The sequence below is a fragment of the Flavobacterium cerinum genome (assembly GCF_024496085.1).
Classification (GTDB): Bacteria; Bacteroidota; Bacteroidia; order Flavobacteriales; family Flavobacteriaceae; genus Flavobacterium; species Flavobacterium cerinum_A.
Window position 1 is genome coordinate 3,075,386 of the sequence record NZ_CP101751.1, and the last position, 18,712, is coordinate 3,094,097.

18 protein-coding genes are annotated in these 18,712 nt (G+C 37.8%); all 18 read right to left on the reverse strand.

The features are described from left to right. Window positions 1–75: 75 nt before the first annotated feature. The 18 genes from NOX80_RS13755 to NOX80_RS13840 all read right to left on the reverse strand — a co-directional run bounded on the left by NOX80_RS13755 (window position 76) and on the right by NOX80_RS13840 (window position 18,580). Window positions 76–2,217, reverse strand: a complete 2,142-nt coding sequence (locus tag NOX80_RS13755; RefSeq protein WP_256550370.1) for a DEAD/DEAH box helicase — start codon at window positions 2,215–2,217, stop codon at window positions 76–78. Then, window positions 2,217–3,530: an ATP-binding protein gene (locus NOX80_RS13760; RefSeq protein WP_256550371.1), complete on the reverse strand. Its 1,314-nt coding sequence runs from the start codon at window positions 3,528–3,530 to the stop codon at window positions 2,217–2,219. Before NOX80_RS13760 ends, NOX80_RS13755 begins: the two co-directional genes overlap by 1 nt. Beyond that, on the reverse strand, window positions 3,527–5,284 hold the full coding sequence (locus NOX80_RS13765; protein ID WP_256550372.1) for a tellurite resistance TerB C-terminal domain-containing protein: 1,758 nt from the start codon (window positions 5,282–5,284) through the stop codon (window positions 3,527–3,529). The genes NOX80_RS13760 and NOX80_RS13765 overlap by 4 nt, the downstream gene beginning before the upstream one ends. Window positions 5,285–5,312: 28 nt before the next feature. Further along, a complete protein-coding gene (locus NOX80_RS13770; protein WP_256550373.1) occupies window positions 5,313–6,218 on the reverse strand; it encodes a BRCT domain-containing protein in 906 nt (301 codons plus the stop codon). Window positions 6,219–6,495: 277 nt separating this feature from the next. Continuing rightward, window positions 6,496–7,485 (reverse strand): TerC/Alx family metal homeostasis membrane protein, encoded by a 990-nt coding sequence (locus NOX80_RS13775; RefSeq protein WP_256550374.1) that lies wholly within the window; start codon window positions 7,483–7,485, stop codon window positions 6,496–6,498. Between the two features lie 23 nt (window positions 7,486–7,508). Continuing rightward, window positions 7,509–9,026 carry a helix-hairpin-helix domain-containing protein gene (locus NOX80_RS13780; protein WP_256550375.1) on the reverse strand — a complete coding sequence of 506 codons (1,518 nt, stop codon included), beginning with the start codon at window positions 9,024–9,026 and terminating at the stop codon, window positions 7,509–7,511. A 9-nt stretch (window positions 9,027–9,035) separates the two neighbouring features. Beyond that, entirely contained in the window at window positions 9,036–10,406 is a 1,371-nt protein-coding gene (locus NOX80_RS13785; RefSeq protein ID WP_256550376.1) for a PP2C family serine/threonine-protein phosphatase, read from the reverse strand. Further along, window positions 10,406–11,455: a TerY-C metal binding domain-containing protein gene (locus NOX80_RS13790; RefSeq protein ID WP_256550377.1), complete on the reverse strand. Its 1,050-nt coding sequence runs from the start codon at window positions 11,453–11,455 to the stop codon at window positions 10,406–10,408. Before NOX80_RS13790 ends, NOX80_RS13785 begins: the two co-directional genes overlap by 1 nt. Window positions 11,456–11,470: 15 nt before the next feature. Continuing rightward, entirely contained in the window at window positions 11,471–12,106 is a 636-nt protein-coding gene (locus NOX80_RS13795; RefSeq protein ID WP_256550378.1) for a vWA domain-containing protein, read from the reverse strand. A 22-nt stretch (window positions 12,107–12,128) separates the two neighbouring features. Then, the gene (locus NOX80_RS13800; RefSeq protein ID WP_256550379.1) at window positions 12,129–12,551 is read right to left on the reverse strand and encodes a hypothetical protein; all 423 of its coding nucleotides are present in this window, start codon (window positions 12,549–12,551) and stop codon (window positions 12,129–12,131) included. A gap of 6 nt (window positions 12,552–12,557) precedes the next feature. Further along, a complete protein-coding gene (locus tag NOX80_RS13805) occupies window positions 12,558–13,217 on the reverse strand; it encodes a TerD family protein (RefSeq protein ID WP_256550380.1) in 660 nt (219 codons plus the stop codon). A gap of 36 nt (window positions 13,218–13,253) precedes the next feature. Continuing rightward, entirely contained in the window at window positions 13,254–13,808 is a 555-nt protein-coding gene (locus NOX80_RS13810; RefSeq protein ID WP_256550381.1) for a TerD family protein, read from the reverse strand. A gap of 2 nt (window positions 13,809–13,810) precedes the next feature. Next, complete coding sequence (locus NOX80_RS13815; RefSeq protein WP_256550382.1) at window positions 13,811–14,791, reverse strand: hypothetical protein; 981 nt, start codon at window positions 14,789–14,791, stop codon at window positions 13,811–13,813. 22 nt (window positions 14,792–14,813) lie between these two features. After that, window positions 14,814–15,902, reverse strand: coding sequence for a toxic anion resistance protein (locus NOX80_RS13820; RefSeq protein WP_256550383.1), 1,089 nt, complete (start codon window positions 15,900–15,902; stop codon window positions 14,814–14,816). A 2-nt stretch (window positions 15,903–15,904) separates the two neighbouring features. Beyond that, the gene (locus NOX80_RS13825) at window positions 15,905–16,513 is read right to left on the reverse strand and encodes a TerD family protein (RefSeq protein WP_256550385.1); all 609 of its coding nucleotides are present in this window, start codon (window positions 16,511–16,513) and stop codon (window positions 15,905–15,907) included. Window positions 16,514–16,517: 4 nt separating this feature from the next. Then, the gene (locus NOX80_RS13830; protein ID WP_256550386.1) at window positions 16,518–17,072 is read right to left on the reverse strand and encodes a TerD family protein; all 555 of its coding nucleotides are present in this window, start codon (window positions 17,070–17,072) and stop codon (window positions 16,518–16,520) included. Beyond that, on the reverse strand, window positions 17,041–17,901 hold the full coding sequence (locus NOX80_RS13835) for a phosphoribosyltransferase family protein (protein ID WP_256550387.1): 861 nt from the start codon (window positions 17,899–17,901) through the stop codon (window positions 17,041–17,043). Before NOX80_RS13835 ends, NOX80_RS13830 begins: the two co-directional genes overlap by 32 nt. Beyond that, on the reverse strand, window positions 17,876–18,580 hold the full coding sequence (locus NOX80_RS13840) for an HAD family hydrolase (protein ID WP_256550388.1): 705 nt from the start codon (window positions 18,578–18,580) through the stop codon (window positions 17,876–17,878). The genes NOX80_RS13835 and NOX80_RS13840 overlap by 26 nt, the downstream gene beginning before the upstream one ends. Window positions 18,581–18,712 lie beyond the last annotated feature (132 nt).

The window sequence follows — 18,712 nt, forward strand, 5'->3', positions numbered from 1 at the left end:
TACAACTATTTTTTTAGTTAAAGAATTTATTTTAGTATTCCATCAGCAATCAAAAAACAAATAAAACAAGCTATATTACTCAACCTCAACCCAATCCGTTTCTACACTAATTCTGTATATTTCTTTAAAAAAACGGATTGCGCCTTCTAAGTCATAGACTTTATCCATCACGAGTCGGACTTTATAATTTGTAGGTAATAAATATCCGAATTTAGAATTCGGCAGACCGTCTTCCGGTAGGTTTTCCCGAATATAATTTTCTATTTTCTGCTGTAAGTCGGATTCAGCAGCAAGACGAGAGAAAACACCTTCGTCTTCAATATCCAAAACAAAACTGCTTTTATTTTCTAAATAGTACGCTTCAATATTCGCATAGCTAAATAACAATTCAAGTGCTTTGTTTATTTTCGTTCCGGCAAAAGTAAACAGCTCTATATTCTTTTGTCTGACAAGTAAAGGGCGTTCTTCTGTAAAATCGGTTATCTTAAAAACGGAAAAATCCTTTCTCATTTCATCCAGGACATCCTTACATGTGGGATCTAAAAACTCATATTCTGTTGAGGAATAAAGAATTTCCAGCATTTTTTCCCGAATCTTAGGATCAGTTATACCGCCATTACCTGAAAATTTAGGCACTTTTCCATCCTTAGCCGGTATTACTTCGATTTTTTTGGCTTTAAAATCCACATCCGTGATTTTCCAGATTTTTGCAGCCAATAAAATATTTTCATCAACCTGTAACTGAAAAGAAAAGGGTAATCCTCCTATCGTATTTCCGGCGTTCGATACCTTAAAGGTTTCTTCCGTCATAAACATGCCATAAAAGTCCATATTGTTGACAACCTTTTCGCCTTCGACTCCGATTATTACTTCCTGTTGTAATTTTTCCAATATATCCGTAGCGATAAGATGTGTTATAATTTCAATAATTTCATCTTCTGTTATACTATCAAATGTTGGGTTCTTTTTCAATTCTGAAATCAAGTCCGTAATTCGGATACCGGATCGTTCTTTCACAACAGACAATGCCTGATGCAATACGATATCATATGGTTTTTTAACAATCGCCGGCGGTTCTATGTAACCTTCTTTATATAACAACCAACACGCTATCGATTGGAGTACACTCCATTTATTCGTTGCATACAAAAAGAGACTACTTGTTGCTCCTTCCCTGCGTCCGCTTCTCCCGACACGCTGGATCAATGAGGCAATACTGTGAGTTGCATCAACTTGTACAACCTCATCTACATTTCCGATATCAATTCCGAGTTCGAGAGTTGATGTACAGGCAATACAAAAATTACTTTGCTTATTATTCTTGGCAAAATATTCGACATATTCCCTTTCGTCTTTATGTACCGATGAGTGATGCGAAAAGTAATTCGGATGTCCGTTTACCTTTTCCGATATTTTTTTAAGCTTAACCGCGATTTCTTCGGCTCTTCCCCTACTGTTCGGGAATACCAACACTTTGCTGTTACTAACCTCCTTATACAAGTCTTTTAGCAACGATAACGGTAATTCTGCACCGGTTCCGGGAAAATACCGGAAAACGGCTTTAATCTCTTTTTTACTGTTATCTCTTAAAACGATCGTTTTCTGTTCTTCTCCTGTAAATTTTTTCGCCTGATCAAAGTCGCCTAAGGTAGCAGAAAGTCCTATGACCCGAAATTTATTTTTGTTTATTTCCTGTAATCGGGCCAATAACGATTTTAACTGTAGTCCTCTGTCGGTTCCGATAAAAGAGTGAATTTCATCAATTACAACAAACTTCACATTTGCGAACAATTGTTTTACATTATAGGGTCTGTTGACAAACATGGCTTCAATCGATTCCGGTGTAATCAGTACAATCCCCTCCGGATTTTTGATCAGTTTGTCTTTTTGTCCTCTACTGGCTTCTCCGTGCCATTTGGTAACCGGAACTTCCAGATTTTTGCACAATTCTTCCACCCGATTAAACTGATCATTAATCAGAGCAATTAACGGCGAGATACACAATACCTGTACGCCGCTTTCGTTAAAATCAACTTTAGACAAAATAGGTAAAAACGCAGCTTCCGTTTTACCCGAAGCGGTTCCCGATGCCAGTATGTAATGATTATCGGTGGACAAAATATGTTGTATCGCCGCGTTCTGAATCGGACGTAGCTGTTCCCACTTCTTTTCCCTTATATACCGGCGAATCGGTTCTGACAATAGTTCGTAGGCCATTATAGTTCTTCTATGCTATCAATTAAAACCAAATCCGGTCTTTCGTCTGTAATTTCAATATCATGGAATAGTTTTGCTTTATCCAGCTCCGGATTTTGTCGGAGGATGTTCAGAATATTCAGGAAATCACGGATTACCTCACGCGGTGTCAGGAATTCGGAAGCACCGGGTTTATTAAACATTTCTTCCATAAAAACCTGAATATCGCCATCCGAAACATTTGTCTCCACTTTGTAGTTATAATCGAAAATAGCTTTTAACTTTTTCAGCAATACAAAAATTTCGTTGTGATTCAGCGGGAAAAGCCGGATTACCGGTTGTGCAAAATCCCGGATTTCAGCGGTTTCAAATTTATTGGTCTGCAAACGGGATTTTAACGCATGATAGCTGAATAATCCTCTGCGTTCATTTTCCAATACTTCTTTTGTACCGGCAAAGTTGAAAAACAAATTACTGATTTTCCCCTGAAAGCAATCGTTATAAATGGTTAGAATCTTTTCGTAGTTTTTCTCTCGCATCACAGAAGTCGAAATCTTATACAGATTGATCGCTTCATCAAGGTTGATCATAAATCCACTATAACCCATGCTTACAAACAGCTTACAGAAGTTTTTAAGCATGTCATAATAGTTCAGATCATTGATTATTTCTCTTACGCCAAGATCCTGTTTTGCTTCTGTTTTTGTACTATATTCTCCTTTCAGCCATTTTAGAGCATTTCTTCTCAGTTGTTCGTCTCCCTTAATATAGCCTTCATAGTATTTCATAACAACCGTTCCGAAGTCGAAGCCGCCTACTTCCGTTACTTCATTAATCGTTTTCATGATATTATTCTGGATTAAGCCCAGATATTGTTCATCACGGATATTTCCTAACGGAATATTGTTATCCTGTGCGGTTTTGATCACCACCTGTTCGATCCATTTTTCCAATAAGGTCGGTAAAGCACCACCTTCCGGTTTGGTTTGTATCGCGATGTTGTCCATTATTGCCGAATATAACGCTACGGCTTTACCATCGTTCGAATACAAACGGTTATCCGGTGTAAAATCGGCATTCGTTACCACAAACTTTTGTTTTAAGGCTACCGTATTCAGCAAATGCATCATAAACGATTTTCCGGAACCGAAATCTCCGATCCAGAATTTCACAATACTATGTCCGTTTTTTACATCCTCTAAAGCGGTTACCACGGCATTCACTTCTTCCGATCTTCCTACGGTTATATGTTGTACTCCGATTTTTGGCACAACACCTCCGATTAACGAATTGATAATCGCTGTAGCTTCTTTTGGTTTAATATTCTCGATCATGGTGTTACTATTTTTTGGTAATAATTATCATTAATGGTGTAATATTCGTCTTCCTCTTCTATTAATACATCGTCCAGTATTTCATAACAGGCTTCGTTGATACTGTCGATTAACTGATTCCGGAACATTCCTCTTGATTTTGAAAAGGCTTCAAGTTCTTCGTATTCGACTGAAAGATTGCCTTTATAGAACAATTCCAGCAGTTCCAACTGAACGGTGTTTAAATCGACCAAAACAGCGGTGTTGTTTCCTTCACTTATAATTTTGGGTGCAATTTCCATAACGATTTCACTTTCGTTAATTTCTTCTATTTTAAAAGAATTGACTTCATCTTCGTATTCATCTTTCAGGTATTCGTTTAGCAATTCTACGGTTCCGGAATGCTTTTCATGTACCTGTTGAATTGTAGTATGATCCAGTTCTATTTTTTTGCGTTTTACTTTATATAACTGCGGTACGGCACTCAGCGCTTTATCCAGATCTCTGTCATTGATCAGATTACTTACAATGATCTGAAAATCATGTAGCTGTTCGTTATTCTTAAACAGATTCTTCTGCATGGTTTTAGCCAGTGGTTTATTTTCGAACTTAACTGATCGCAGGTCGTGATGCAAATAATAGATATATAGCTTAAGGGAGGCTTCCTTGTCATGTGGCGCTATAAACTTTGACGCTTCATAGAAAATGTTTTCTACTGCGGTATTGCGTTTGTTTATGTTTCCTAAAATAACGATATCGCTTACAAACATTTTGGGATCGTTGTTATAAGCCGCTGTCAATTCCTCGTATTTTATTTTCCATCGTGCCGGATTCTGGGCATTTAGTTCCAGTTCCGTATCCCGATCCGGTAAAGCCAATGTCGGTGCATAAATGGCCAATGCTTTCTGTAAACGAACTAATATCATTTCGTTATACGATTTGTCAATTTCATTAACGTTATAAATCAGTTCTGTATTTAACTTTCGTTTATGCCCGTAATGTTCCCGCACTGCATTTTCACTATGTTTAAAAATATTGAAATACAATTCGTCGAGGATTGATTTTACGGAATAGGTATAATTAGCGCTGTTCTTACGATGACGATAATGTTTTGTTGCAATAACATCTGCAATTTTTTGCATTTCATTATCCAGTGAAGAAGCTTCGTCGCGGTATTTATCATCCAGTCGCTGAATCGCTAAAAGGTATAGTTTTACAATTTCAACGCTACAGAATTCTATATTGAAAAAATTATTCCCGGGATTCCATAACCGGTCAAGCAATGCAACCTGATCCATTGTAAGATTAAGGCTTTCCTTATATTTGAAACCTAACTTTCCGGTGTCGTCATTACTTTTTTCCTGATAGTTTTCTTCTTTACAAATTCGGTTAACGGAACTGTGATCGCCTTTCGCTCTGAATTTCTGAATCAGAAAACCCAATGCATTATTTTTGGTTTTCGGATAATGACTGATTAACGTTTTCAACAGTTTTTCCAGTCGGTTGATGTCGCCGTTACTATCATATTCCTGTAAAAAATCAAACAGTAAGATAAAGGCATAATTATTATTCCAGTCGAGATTCATATAAATCTCATTAAGGAAATTGGCTTTAAAAGTTTTATAAAACCGACGCTGTTCATTTGTCGCATTATTGATCTCGGAATACGAGTGAACCAATTGATGCCGCCAATAGGGAACATTGCTTAGGTTTTGTTCGTTATCGGTTGGCAAAGCAAATGATTGTCCGGTAACGTCTATAATTGTATCATCCATAATTTACGTTCTAAATCCTAATTTTGTTTTACGCTATTAAATCATCTATGATATCTGAAAAATCAAATTCATGGATTAACATTATCGTATGCCCTTCTTTTCTCAGATTAATTGCCTTTTCTACTTTTCTGCCGTAACAGGAAAAAGCCCAGGCCGGATTTCCGTTATCGCCCACTATAAGATAATCTGTTTTCTTCGTAATCGTATCGGTAGGTATTCCACCCAAACGAACGATATCCCGCTGTAAACTTTCTCTGTTTCCTCTTTTTAATACGCCGGTTATACAAAACGTTTTGCCTTCAAATTCAACTTGTGGTTCGCTTGTACATAAACCCGAAATTGTCACGTCGGCTGTTTGTTGTGCTACTTTTTCCCGGATATTTTCATTTTGCAGACTCACGAATTGTTTAAAATAAGCCATTAAAACGATTCTTTCGTCGTCATCGATTTGTTTATCCGCTAAAACCGAAAGTACAAGACTTCGGATTTCATCATACGGATAATGGCTGTTCAAATGATCATTATCATTCAGCCATTGTTGCAGATCGTAGATTTCTTTATCGTTGATAGTACCGTCTGCTAATATTCCGTGGCAAATTCCTTGTAAAATCTGCAAATCGGATGTAACCGCATCATAGTAATAATTGTCATTTTCATATTTCTGACACAACCAATACAAATCTTCAATCGTTTCTTTAGTTGGAATTTTATTGGTCAGCGCTGCATCAATAACTTCCATAAATTCTTTAAACGGATGTCGGTTAACCAGTTCTTTATGGCTATCTGCCCAAAGTTGTAGTTCTTTTATTTCGGTTTCATTTACTTCTCCGTCCATGTTGATTCCAAGTAATAGTCCTTTTAAGGAACTGATTGCTTTGTCGGCTTTGGATTTAGAGGTGTAGATTTGTAATGTTGCTGCGTCAATATCTTTCATAATCAAGTGATTTAGTGTTATCATTATTCTAATTATTATAAAAGACTGTGTTATTATAACAATTAAAAGATACAGGTAAAGATAGTTGGAGTGACGTATGGCTAAATATGGTTTTCCGTAAAAAGAAAAGAAAGAACGTTTGCCGTTGCGAAAATGAGGTTTCGGCAGAAATAATAAGCAAACTTAAGCGGAGCAACAATTCGTTTTGATTCTTCTGTTGCCGATGAAGAAATAAAGGGGTTACATGATATAACCCCTTTTGTTGTTTTTCAGAATGTTAGACTTCTGCTTCCTGTTTTTCCGGAAAAGCCAATGAAGCAATTACGGATAGTACCAATACACTACCTACTACAATAAGTGAATGAATCGATTCGATATGATAAAGTGGTGATATTACCATTTTTACACCAATAAAGGCTAAGATTATCGCTAATCCGTATTTTAATTTGCTGAATAAATGGATAAAGTTCGCCAAAAGGAAATACAAGGCTCTTAATCCTAAAATAGCAAAAATATTAGATGTATACAGGATAAACGGATCGTCCGGTGCAATAGCGAAGATTGCCGGAATCGAGTCCACTGCGAAAAGTAAATCGGTAAATTCAATTACCCCAACTACTACCAATAAAGGCGTTGCCAGTTTTTTTCCGTTTTCAATCGTAAAGAATTTATCTTTATCATAATTCTTACTTACGCTAAAGAATTTATGAACCACTTTAGCACCCGGGCTTTTGCTGAAATCTTTATTTTCATCATCGTCATCTTCTGCAAACCAGGATTTAATTCCGGCATAAACCAGGAATAATCCGAAAATAGTCAGGATAACATTAATACGTAATGCATGTCCGAACATTTCCATTTCAGGAAGATACGTCAGTTTAATTAGTCCTACACCACTGAAGATAAATACGGCACGCAATACCAATGCTCCGATAATACCCCAGAACAATACTTTATGATGATTTTCTTTCGGAACGTTAAAGAATCCGAATACTAATATAAATACGAACAGATTATCGACCGAAAGCGCTTTTTCGATCCAGTAAGCCGACTGGAATTGTGAGAATTTTTCCATTCCGGCATAGTAGTAGATAAAACCACTGAAAAGCATGGACAATCCTATCCATACCAAAGACCATATTACCGCTTCTTTATTGGTAACCACATGGCTTTTTTTATTAAAAACGCCTAAATCCAGCAAAAGCATAATTATGACTACAACAGAAAAAACTGCTATCAGTCCGGGATGATTAATTAAGTTATCCATTCGTAAAAATTAAAAAGTTAATATTAATTATTTTTATTGGTTATTGTGATCAAGGCTAGTTTGCCACCTTCTTCGGATGACAACAGCAATTTTTTTCCATCGGTAAGTTCGACCATCGAATTTACCGGTATTTCTTTATTTTCCGTAAGGTCTTTCAGGCTTTCCAGTTTTTGGTTAACCAGAACCCATTTCCCTTCATAAAAAGTGAAATAGCCTATCGGTTTTTTGTCCTTCGGATCCAGTTTTTCGTTACGGATAACATTTCTGTTTACATGCCAGTTAAAAACGTACTGATTATTATACACCATAAGGCGTTGATTTTCCGGTTTCCAAACTCCGGGGCTAAACTCGTAATAAAAATCCAGCATCGGTAGTGTACCTGTATGCGGTGTTTTACAAAACGGACACTGTGGTTTTGTTGAGTTATCAAAAACATACCATTGCTGACTACAGGAGGAATTGGTACATTGCTGAATCAGATCGACTGTTTTTAACAATGCCTGTTCCCAGGCTTCCGCCGGCGGACGTTGCATCGGATCGTGTAATCCTTCTATAAAAGCGCGGTTAAACATCTCGGTAAGATACGGTCCGGTAATTGTATAAGGTAATTTATCGATATCAGCCCACGGGAGATCCCACTTCGAAAAACGATCGATTTTAGGTCGGTTCGAATGATCTGTAGGATGCTCAATAAACAACGCTTTTTCGCCCATTGAAAGCAAATCGTCTTTATCGGTGTCCAGATCATGTACCTTTCCTCCTTTTAACGGATGACGGTGTAATAAAAACATATAGATCAATACCGGTAAGGCGTGTAAATCCGTTAGTCGGCTCGGTAAAATACGTCCCGGGTCCGATTTGTCCAGCTGCTTTGTAGCCAATACTTCCGGAGCGATAAACTCCGCCGTACCGATTACTTCGGCCGGAAACAATCCCGGTACCACTAATCCGTCCAAATCGATCATACAAGCTGCTTTTTCAACCGGATCAATCAGAATATTGTTATAGGACAAATCCGAATGCGCCAATCCCATAGCATGAAGTTTTTTAACCCCACGCGCAATATGGATCGCAATCTGAAAATAACTCAGCCAGTTTCCTAATTCGGATTTGGCCAGTCGCAACGGATATTGTTCATTTCGAAACTTAGCTCCTGCAAACCATTTTCCGTTTTTTTCCTTTCCTTTTATCGTATCTCCGGTTTCACTTCCCTGCTTAAAAAAGAATTTTCCTTTATAAGTAGGCACAATAATTCCGGTCATTCCTTTATGTTCGACCACATCAGACGGCCAGCGAAATATTTCATCCAGGAAATAATCCGCGGCATCTTTATTCTGAATTTGCGGTAAATAATAATTGGTAATCCGCTTTAGTCGTTCTTTCTGATTATCATCCAATTGATCTCTAAAAAAAGCAATTACATAGGATTTATCCGGACTGAAATAAACATCTTTCATTCCGCCACGCATCGGGCTATCGGTATCCGTATATTGATACGATTTAGAAGGGTCATTAACGGATTTTACAGTTATGATACTCATTGTATTCGATTAAAATAAAATAGCTAATGTTCTGTCGTCATGGTTTCCGGGACTCCAGAAATTCATCCATTCCAACAAGGCAACCTCGCTGTTTTCCGGATTCTGAAATAAATCCACACGAATTTCTTCCGGATTATTCCCATTCAGATCAGTAAAGAAATTTTTCCATTTTTCAGGGTTTTCCAGATTGGCTTCTACTTCAAACTTCGGATCATAAATTCCGTCTGTCATCAGAACGAGTGCCTTCATTGTATTGGTTTGTGCTATAGTCACACGGCTTTCAAAATCGGCAGCTTCCAATATTTCCGGCATCGTTATAAAACGCGTACCACCGCCAAAACTTCCGACATCCAGCTTATTCATCAATCGGATTTGATTGAAATCATCGCTGATCAATACAATCGGACAATCGCCTACTCCAAAGCTGATAATCAAACAAGTGTCTGCTAACTGTTTTACCAAGGCAAAAGCCAATGTCGCGTGAAAAGCCTCTATACTTTCATTCTGCTCCGTCGAAAAACGTGCAATAGCCGTATGTGCCTGACGTGCCGCTTCACCGAGATAAGGTCGTATTTTTTCGAGATCAGCAACCGATTGTATGTTCTCAAATTCGGCTTTATTGTCGATTTGTTTTTCTTTGAAATAATCAATTACCGTTTGACAAGCCAACTGTGAGCCTTTTCGGGATAATCCTGCCGAGCCGGCTCCGTCCGAAACAGCAATAATAGTCCATCCGTTTTCCAAATCTGCAAAAGCAAAATCATCTTCGCGATAACTTCCGTTGTTTGCGTGTGAACGTCCTCTTTTTGAAGCGACAACCAGTGTTTTATCGGCCAGTTGAGCCTGAACCGATTCTTCATCCGGTTTGGCAAAACGAACCGTTTGATCACTCGGGATATTCCGCCATAGCGATTTAGGATCCGGATTGATTATAATGGATATCTGTTTTGTATTAAACTTTGCATCTTCCGGTTCTGTTATCAGGCGATACTCAAAATTTAATCGGATATCACCGCTCTGATCCGGTATTCCGGAAATGATTCTATTATTGGTATTAAATGTCAGTCCGCTGTTTTCAAATCCGGAAAGCTGATACTTTGCAATATCGGTTAGTCCCAATGCGGCAAAATCAAACAGTGCTTCATATGACTTACCGACAATCCCGTTGGGAAATACGATCGGAAGGCTTTTGATTTCTTCTTTTCTTGCTATTAATTGCCAGTTTTTTGTCATTTCGCGTTGTAATTCCTGTATTAACTTTACCTTGTTTCTATTCGTTTCGTCTGCAACAAAAGAACGGAATAGCTGTTCCCATTTCAGGCAGCTTTCTATATTTTGTTGTAAAAGAAGGGATTTTATATAGCGTTCCGTTTCATCCATTATCCCTGAGCTCTAGTAATATCAAAACCACCGGATCCAAAGCCGTAACGCCCCTGAGCGTTACACCACGGGCATGTACTGACTTCATTTTCATCAATACAATGTACTTTTTGGCAAGAACAAACGGCCAGGCCATAAGGATTACCGCAACACGGACAACTTGGTGCGCCGGTTAGTTCTTCACTGTTTACTTTGGTATCGATAGAAGCATCCGCCAGTTCATAATAGGAATTATCAACCGGGAAAGCGCCTACGAAACGGTATGATTTTGTATGAAAATCCATTCCGCCAAAACTGGACGGATTAATCGCTCTGGCATATTTTATCAGATACGGACGTTTTGTATTCTGACATTTAGCAGACAGTACCACAAAATTATCATCGATTGCCTGTCCTTTATTTTCGTTTTTAGTAAGGTCGATTTTTGAAACCGTATTTTCATCCAACTTCGCCAGCTCAAAACCGGATCCGTTATTTTCGACACTAATACTACTGGTTTTGATCGAGTCGCTTACCCATCTGAAGAAATCTTTATAGGATTGTGCATTGGTATTTTTAAATTCCAAAACCGTATCCGTCAATTCACCCAATACAGTAGTATCGGTATTTTCTCCGAATGAAATTGCAATCATATTGGCCGATTTTTGCCAGTTTTCCTTCCATTCGCGGATAGCAGCCGACGTATCATCGGTAGGCACTCCATCTGTAAACAGAAAAACAATCGGTTTCCAGTCGCCTTTCTTTTCATAGGTAGTTTTTACCACATTACTACGAAGTTCGTACATTAAATGTCCGAGTCCTTTGCTTAAAGAAGTACCGCTTCCGATCGGGAAACGCGGCGGATAAAAGCTTACTATTTCCTGTAAAGGCACTAATGTTTTAGGCTGACCGGCAAATACGATAATGGAAATCCAAACGGTTTCCAGCGCATAAGGATCGGTTTTTAATGCCTGAATAATGGTTGACAATCCCTCTTCAACCTGTTGGATCGGTTCGCCGACCATTGATTCTGAAATATCTATCAAAAAGTAAATAGGAAGTCTTCTCATTGTTTCAATTTAATGTTATACAATAACCGTGATTTCGTCCGGCGGCGGCGGAAGTTTCGGTGCTTCTCCCGTACCCTGGCTTTTATTCCCTTGTTCGATGGTTTCGGATACCCACTTAAAGAAAGCTTTAAGCGTCTGACTGTCGGCTGTATCCAGATGGACCACATTATCCGTCAGTTCCTTTAACATCATGTCGTTTGCCAGGTGTCCGGCTGCACAACCCACAACAGCTCCGAAATCAAATGCTCTTATTTGAGCGGTTTTTTCCCGGTATAATTGTATATCCGAGGGTTTTCCGTCAGTAAAGAGAAACAACAACGGTTTCCAGTCGCCTTTTTGAGTCGGTGAACTTTTAATAACGTCCTGCTCTACTTTTTGGAGTACAAAATCGAGAGCGGCGCCTGTATTCGTAGGCCCGCTTTGCGGACAGGTAATTTCGGGTAACCGAAACTGTACCAGCTCCGTAAGCGGTACAATTTCTTTAATTTCCCGATCAAAGGTTATGATACTCAGCCATAGGGAATCCAGTGCCTGAGCATCACTGCGCAGCGTATTTATCATTCCGCTTAACGCATTATTCAGTGCTTGTATGGGCTCGCCATACATAGAGCCTGAAGTATCCAGCAAAAAATATACGGGCAGTCTTCTCATAGCTTTTTCAATTTATGAGCGATTACCTCGGAATATTATAGCTTGGCTGATCGTCGTTATTTCCTGTAGAATGTGATGTATTAGAGGAAACAGCTCCGTTAATATTATACGTCGATGTATTCGCTTCCGGATCGTGTTGTGCCAGATGCGTCATAATCTCCTTAGTTACTTCTTTACCGCCTGATATCTGATGATAAAGTGACTGGATCGTATAAACAGGTCCCCACGGAAGTCCCCACCATCCGAAAATACCGTTTACTAAAACGTGCTTATACGAATATTTAAAGCTACTTTCTTCCGGTCGGACAAGATAAATGGAAGAACTTCTTTTAAACGTCATTAATACAATAGAAACCGTATACGGAAAAATAACAAATTTACCTCCGCTGTTCACGATGGCTCGTATCTGAGATACTTTTAAGCCATCAATATTTTTAATTTCCATTACTGCTTACAGGTAATTTTTTACAATTCGGTGTATGGTTTGTCCCAGGAAAGTATCGTCTGTCGGATCACCGATTGCGCTGAATTTCCATTCGTTATTTCGTTTGTAAAGTTTTCCCATGATGATGGATTGCTTTCCTACGTATTGTCCTTCTGCCGATACATTATACGATGCAAATACAGAGTTTACACGAGTTGGCGTTCCTTCATACATTCTGATTTTAGAATACGGAATCTGAGAGAAATCTTCGCTACCTGCGTTATTCAGGAAAAAGAAGATTTGAGATACGTTAGGTCGGATTTTAGTCAAATCTACTGTGATGATTTCATTGTCCAAACCGTCGTCTCCTCCTGAATCTCCCTGAAGATCATCTCCGGTGTGACGTAATGCTCCTTCAACCGTTTCCAGTTTTCCTTTCGGTAATCCGAATTGTTGTAAAACTTCAACACGGTATAAAGGCGAATATAAATGGTCGCAAATTGCATTTTGATCGTCAACAAGAATACAACTTAAATCAAGGTCGATATTCTGGATTTTTTTTGATAATCCGAATAATCCTTTTGTTTCAATTGCACCCCAGTTTACGCCTACACAAAAATTGGTAAGGGATTCCCCTGAAGTTTTTCTCAGGTCAATTTTTTGACCTTTGCTTAAGTTAATAGCCATAATTATGATTGTTTTTTGGTTGTTTAATGCGATTGGTTAGTTGTATTTATTTAAGAAATCCTGAAGTCCGCCTTTTAATCCGGCACCAACTGCTTCGAATTTCCATTCGTCATTTCTTTTATAGATTCTTCCGAATTCTACTGCTGTTTCGATTGAGAAATCTTCATCCAACTCATATTTTACGATTTCAGCATTATTAGCAGCATCTACAATACGGATAAATGAATTTCTGATCTGTCCGAAGTTTTGTCTTCTTGTATCCGCCTGGTGAATCGTAACTACGAAACAGATTTCGCTTACGTCAGAAGTTATTTTCGAAAGGTCAACCAGTACTTTTTCATCATCTCCGTCTCCTTCACCTGTTAGGTTATCTCCGGTATGAATTACAGATTCGTCCGGTGATTTCAGGTTGTTGTAATACACAAAATGATTATCGCTGATAATTTTCCCGTTAGCTCCCAACATAAAGATAGATGCGTCTAAGTCGAACGCCTCACCTGTACTGCTTGAATTTGTATCCCAACCTAAACCTACTGTAAATTTAGGTGCTGATATATTCTGTCTTTGTCCTTTTTCTAAATTAATTGCCATGGTTATTTTGAATTAATATTAATGTTTAACATTGCTCTTAAAATGTTGGTTTGTTCGTCAACATTTTGCAGCTCATCCAGAAAATCGACCGATGATATTTTTTCAAGATATCCTTCCAATACTTCTTCGACATCTTCTGTCAGTGCTGTTTTTATGGTATTCAGTTTATTTTTAAGCCAATCATTTTTTTCGGTAAGGTCGCGAACAATACTGTTTTTGTTGGATAGATTTTTCGAAAGATCGATCCCCTTATCGTTCTCTTCTTCCAAAAGGAAAAAAGATTTTGTACTGTTGATAAAAACGAATTTATCATTCGAATCGATAAACTCGTATACTTCGGCCATTTCATCACCAAATCGCAATCCGCAAATTAGCTTAACTTTAAATTTTCGGACATTGAGTCGACCCAGTAATTTTTTTTCAACGGTTACATATTCATTGTGATACGTTTTCCTGTCGTCCATATCTGTAAGCTGTAAAAACTGCTCACCTGTGATTTCTCTGTAAAATTCCCGGGCCAGTTTTGCCGAAAAAACGATAATATCGTTCCAGCTAAACGGTGTTGTTGTCGTTCCGTCCGACAACATATTGTACAATTGCCGTAACTTTTCCGACATCGTACGGCTGTGCTTAGCCGACTCTTCCCTGTAATCACAAAGCTGTGCTTCTTTTTCCAGTTTACCGATCAGATCCTGATTGATATAAATCTCGTCAGAAACCAAAAGGTATTGCTGTTCTTTCGCTTTTTTGAGCTTTTGAAACAATTCAATTAACGTGGTTGTATACTGTATATGAAACAGTTCCAGCTTATTCGGATCCAGGGCGGGATTGGATTTAAACAGATTATGAATAACTTTAGTACGTATATAAACGGCAAATAAATTCTTATGGTTAAAAAAGTTAGACAACATTTTAACCACCAATAACCGTTTTGCACTTTCATCCAGGATATTTTTGAATATTTCTTCCTGTTCCTGATTCATTTATTTAATCTCCTCTTCCTTCCTAACTGATAACTCCTTTTTTCAATTCGGCTTCCAGACTTTGTAACCCGGCATCAAGCTCTCTTCTTGTTTGTGCTCCCTGCTCGTGTATCTGTTTTACTTCTGTAAGCGTATCAATTAATGATTTTGTTGTATTTTTCAGTGTTTCCAGCGACACTATTGTGTTTTCATTTTCTTTGGCTACTTCAATACTGTTTTGTTTTAGCATTTCTGCATTTTTCTGCAAAATCGTATTGGTCGTTTCCGAAACTTTACGCTGTACTTCAATATTCTGACGTTGTCTTTGTAACGCTACCGCCAATGTTAACTGGTTTTTCCATACCGGCATTGTTGTCGTTAATATCGACTGTGCTTTTTCGGCAATAGACGTATTATTGTTCTGAACAACACGGATTTGTGCCAATGACTGCAACAAGATAAACCGAACCACTTTCATGTCGGCCAACCTTTTATCCAATCGGCTTATAAAGTTTCGTTTATCGGAAATCTGATAATCCTGATACTGAGCTGCATTCGCTTCCATTTCAGCTAATTCCTCATTAAGCTGTTTAAACTTAAGCTGACCAGCCACGATATAACGCTCCATTTCCTTAATCAGATTAACGTTACTGTCGAACATCGTTTGAAGTGACGTATTGTCCTTAACCGAGTTGATCATTCCGGCTTTAACCTTATTACTGATTCGGTCTACGTTAGCAGTGATCTTGTCGTATTTCTGGAAAATTTTCTTGACATCAATCACCATTTTACGCAATATCGGAATGTTTGAAAGAAAACGCTGAAACGCATTTTTATTCAGTTCGTCAACATCAATATAGTTTAGTTCGGCCAACAACTCATTAATAAGCGGACCAACATCACCGGCATGATGTGCTCTTACATTCGCCAGAAAGGTATCACTTTGACGCGAAATGCTATTTTGGATTTCCGCACCATAATTCAGAATGGAATTGGCATCATTCTCCGTAAGTTGATTGGAGATGGACTGATAGCCCGCTAAATCCGCTTCCTGAATATTCGCCAGATTAACATTCCCTTCTTTATCGATAGGGCCTGCCATTCCGGATAGTATTATTTCTTTATTTTCCATTTTTACAGATAGTTTTGTTGAATGGTAACCACTGTTTCTTCCAATCTTCTGTCGCGGGTAGGCGTTCCGATTGCGTTAAATTTCCATTCTCCGTTTCTTTTATAGAAGTTCCCTAATACCATCGTCACACTTCCGGCAAAAGTCGGATCGTTTGCTACATCATATTTGGCAAAAACTTCATTCACACGGGTTGGTGTTCCTTCATAAATTCGGATAGACGCAAAAGGAATATCTTTAAAATCCTGACCTCTGAAGCTATTAATAAAAAACGCTACGTGATTGGCTTTCGGATTTAATCTTGAAAAATCAACCGTGATTACTTCATTATCCAATCCGTCATCACCGTTAAGATCTCCGGTAAGGTCATCTCCACTGTGACGTATTGCTTGATCATTAGATTTTAATTGTCTAAAGCTCACCACATCCAGTGTATTTTTATTTTCGTCATATACTGCACAACTGGCATCCAAATCGACAGCTTCTTTCGTTTTAGAAAAGAAACCTTTCTTTTCGATTGCGCCCCAGTTTACACCTACACAGATGTTTAACAGTTTAGAACCGTTACTTTTTTCAAGGTTAATTCGTTGTCCTTTTTCCAGATTAATTGCCATAATCTTAATTGTATTTATTTAAATATTCCTGTAAACCACCTCTTTGTCCAACTCCGACAGCTTCGAATTTCCATTCGTTGTTTCTTTTATAAATTCTTCCGAATTCTACCGCCGTTTCGATAGAGAAATCTTCTTCCAATTCGTATTTCACTAATTCAGCATTGGTTGCAGTATCTACAATTCGCACAAATGAATTACGCACTTGTCCGAAGTTTTGTTTTCTGGCCTCCGCATCGTGAATGGTTACCACAATACAGATTTCAGTTGCTCTCGGATCAATTTTAGACAAATCAACATTAATTTGTTCATCATCTCCGTCACCGTCACCAGTAAGGTTATCTCCTGTATGCTCTACCGCCTCATCCGGAGATTTCAGGTTGTTATAAAATACAAAAAACTCATCAGCCAGGATTTTTTTATTATCCCCCATGATGAAAACCGATGCATCAAGGTCGAATTGTGCTCCTGTAGAAGAAGTGTTAGTATCCCAGCCTAATCCGATTGTAAATTTCGGAGCTGATAATGTCTCACGTTGACCTTTCTGTAAGTTGATAGCCATAATTATTGCTTTTTTGGTTGGTTAATGTATAAATAAATGTAAGATTTTCTTTGTATTCTGCTATGGTATGATAATTATTACTCACGGCCAGACGAAACAGTTCTTTTAAAGAAGCCGTATCCTCGATCCGATCCAATAATTCGTTGAATTCCATTTTCGGTAATTTCAATATGTATTTTACGGTTCTTGTATTAAAAACGAACGAATCGTGATTGATAACAGAAGCCAGACTTTCCGCATCCTTCACAAAGAAATAGTTATAATAGTTTTCGATGTTCGGATGGATATCTTTATTGATCAATTCAGCGTAATATAGAAAAACAAACTCTCCCTGAACGCCATAATCCTCCAGTATCTTTTTTACGATATGCTCGTGACTACCGGTTATTTTAATATCGTCCATAAAGAGACACAGCTTACCGCTGATGTAATTTTTATCAATATAATACGTGTCATTCGAGATCATTTTAACACGATCTTCATACGACAGGTTACCGTAATCTGTTGTATACGTCTGATTTCGGTATATTTTGGATTCAGCCAACGCTTTTTTATTATGATCAAATAAAAATTCATTCATCCTGTTTTTAAAATAAAAACTAAGATAATTGGATGCCGTTGGTATAGACAAATACGGACTTGGCAGGATCACAATTTCATCATGTGCCAATATCATGTCTTTATATTTTGCAATAAATCCATCGAAAAGTTCATCACCGAATTTCTGAGCAATAGTACTATCGCCGAATTTGAATTTACTGTATTCCGCCTCTGAAAACGGACAATTATACTTATCTGTAATTTTATGCAGGCTGTAAGTTAGGTTCATTTAAGTTTGTCTTTAAAAGATGTGCGTTAAAACCGAATGTAAGCGCTCCGTCATAATCCGAAACCACATTATCTCCTACATGGATAATTTCGCTTTTTTTAATATCATTTGTTTGCAAAATCATATCGTAAGCATACTGATATAATTGTTGATTCGGTTTGGAATAGCCGATTTCATCCGAATAAAGCTGAAACGAAAAATACCGGCTTATTTCATAATGCTCCAGAATTTTCCGTAAACTGCTTCCTTTTATAAAAGCCGTATTACTCAATATATTCATACCAATACCTTTGGCGTGTAACGTTTCCAGCACTTGCGGTATGGTATCGTGAATAAGCAACGGTTTATAGGCGAACAAAAGCTCTTCCGTTTCTTTATAGAAACCGTCCAGATCCTTTTTAGTATAACGCTCAATTTTACCGTCAGTAAGATTTCCGAGAATTAAAAGATAGATCTCATAAGTATCCAGATTCTTCCCTACCTTTTCGTTTATGGTATTGGTAAGCAAATCCATATTTCGTATAACGGCTGTCAGCTCTTCCATCGGTTTATCTATTTTAAAATAGTCGCGGAACAGTTCGTTTCTTTTGTTTTTGAATTGCGGATTGGATCTGATTATCGTGAGCCACAAATCAAATGAAATATGTTTATAATGATCAAAATTAGGTATCCAATCCATATAATTATATTGCAAATGGAGGTAAATATAGAATATAATCTATTCGAAAACAATTTAATTTTATATTAAGTAATCATTTCCTGATCGTACTATTTCTGAAATACTTCGGAATGATTTCCTTACGGAAATTCC

Coding starts and splice junctions, on each gene's coding strand:
- NOX80_RS13795 (WP_256550378.1), bottom strand. CDS start 12,106: ATGAGAAGACTGCCCGTATATTTTTTGCTGGATACTTCAGGCTCTATG.
- NOX80_RS13835 (WP_256550387.1), bottom strand. CDS start 17,901: ATGAACCTAACTTACAGCCTGCATAAAATTACAGATAAGTATAATTGT.
- NOX80_RS13825 (WP_256550385.1), bottom strand. CDS start 16,513: ATGGCAATTAATCTGGAAAAAGGACAACGAATTAACCTTGAAAAAAGT.
- NOX80_RS13780 (WP_256550375.1), bottom strand. CDS start 9,026: ATGAGTATCATAACTGTAAAATCCGTTAATGACCCTTCTAAATCGTAT.
- NOX80_RS13805 (WP_256550380.1), bottom strand. CDS start 13,217: ATGGCTATTAACTTAAGCAAAGGTCAAAAAATTGACCTGAGAAAAACT.
- NOX80_RS13800 (WP_256550379.1), bottom strand. CDS start 12,551: ATGGAAATTAAAAATATTGATGGCTTAAAAGTATCTCAGATACGAGCC.
- NOX80_RS13765 (WP_256550372.1), bottom strand. CDS start 5,284: ATGGATGATACAATTATAGACGTTACCGGACAATCATTTGCTTTGCCA.
- NOX80_RS13760 (WP_256550371.1), bottom strand. CDS start 3,530: ATGATCGAGAATATTAAACCAAAAGAAGCTACAGCGATTATCAATTCG.
- NOX80_RS13755 (WP_256550370.1), bottom strand. CDS start 2,217: ATGGCCTACGAACTATTGTCAGAACCGATTCGCCGGTATATAAGGGAA.
- NOX80_RS13830 (WP_256550386.1), bottom strand. CDS start 17,072: ATGGCTATCAACTTACAGAAAGGTCAACGTGAGACATTATCAGCTCCG.
- NOX80_RS13820 (WP_256550383.1), bottom strand. CDS start 15,902: ATGGAAAATAAAGAAATAATACTATCCGGAATGGCAGGCCCTATCGAT.
- NOX80_RS13815 (WP_256550382.1), bottom strand. CDS start 14,791: ATGAATCAGGAACAGGAAGAAATATTCAAAAATATCCTGGATGAAAGT.
- NOX80_RS13785 (WP_256550376.1), bottom strand. CDS start 10,406: ATGGATGAAACGGAACGCTATATAAAATCCCTTCTTTTACAACAAAAT.
- NOX80_RS13840 (WP_256550388.1), bottom strand. CDS start 18,580: ATGGATTGGATACCTAATTTTGATCATTATAAACATATTTCATTTGAT.
- NOX80_RS13810 (WP_256550381.1), bottom strand. CDS start 13,808: ATGGCAATTAATTTAGAAAAAGGACAAAGACAGAATATATCAGCACCT.
- NOX80_RS13790 (WP_256550377.1), bottom strand. CDS start 11,455: ATGAGAAGACTTCCTATTTACTTTTTGATAGATATTTCAGAATCAATG.
- NOX80_RS13770 (WP_256550373.1), bottom strand. CDS start 6,218: ATGAAAGATATTGACGCAGCAACATTACAAATCTACACCTCTAAATCC.
- NOX80_RS13775 (WP_256550374.1), bottom strand. CDS start 7,485: ATGGATAACTTAATTAATCATCCCGGACTGATAGCAGTTTTTTCTGTT.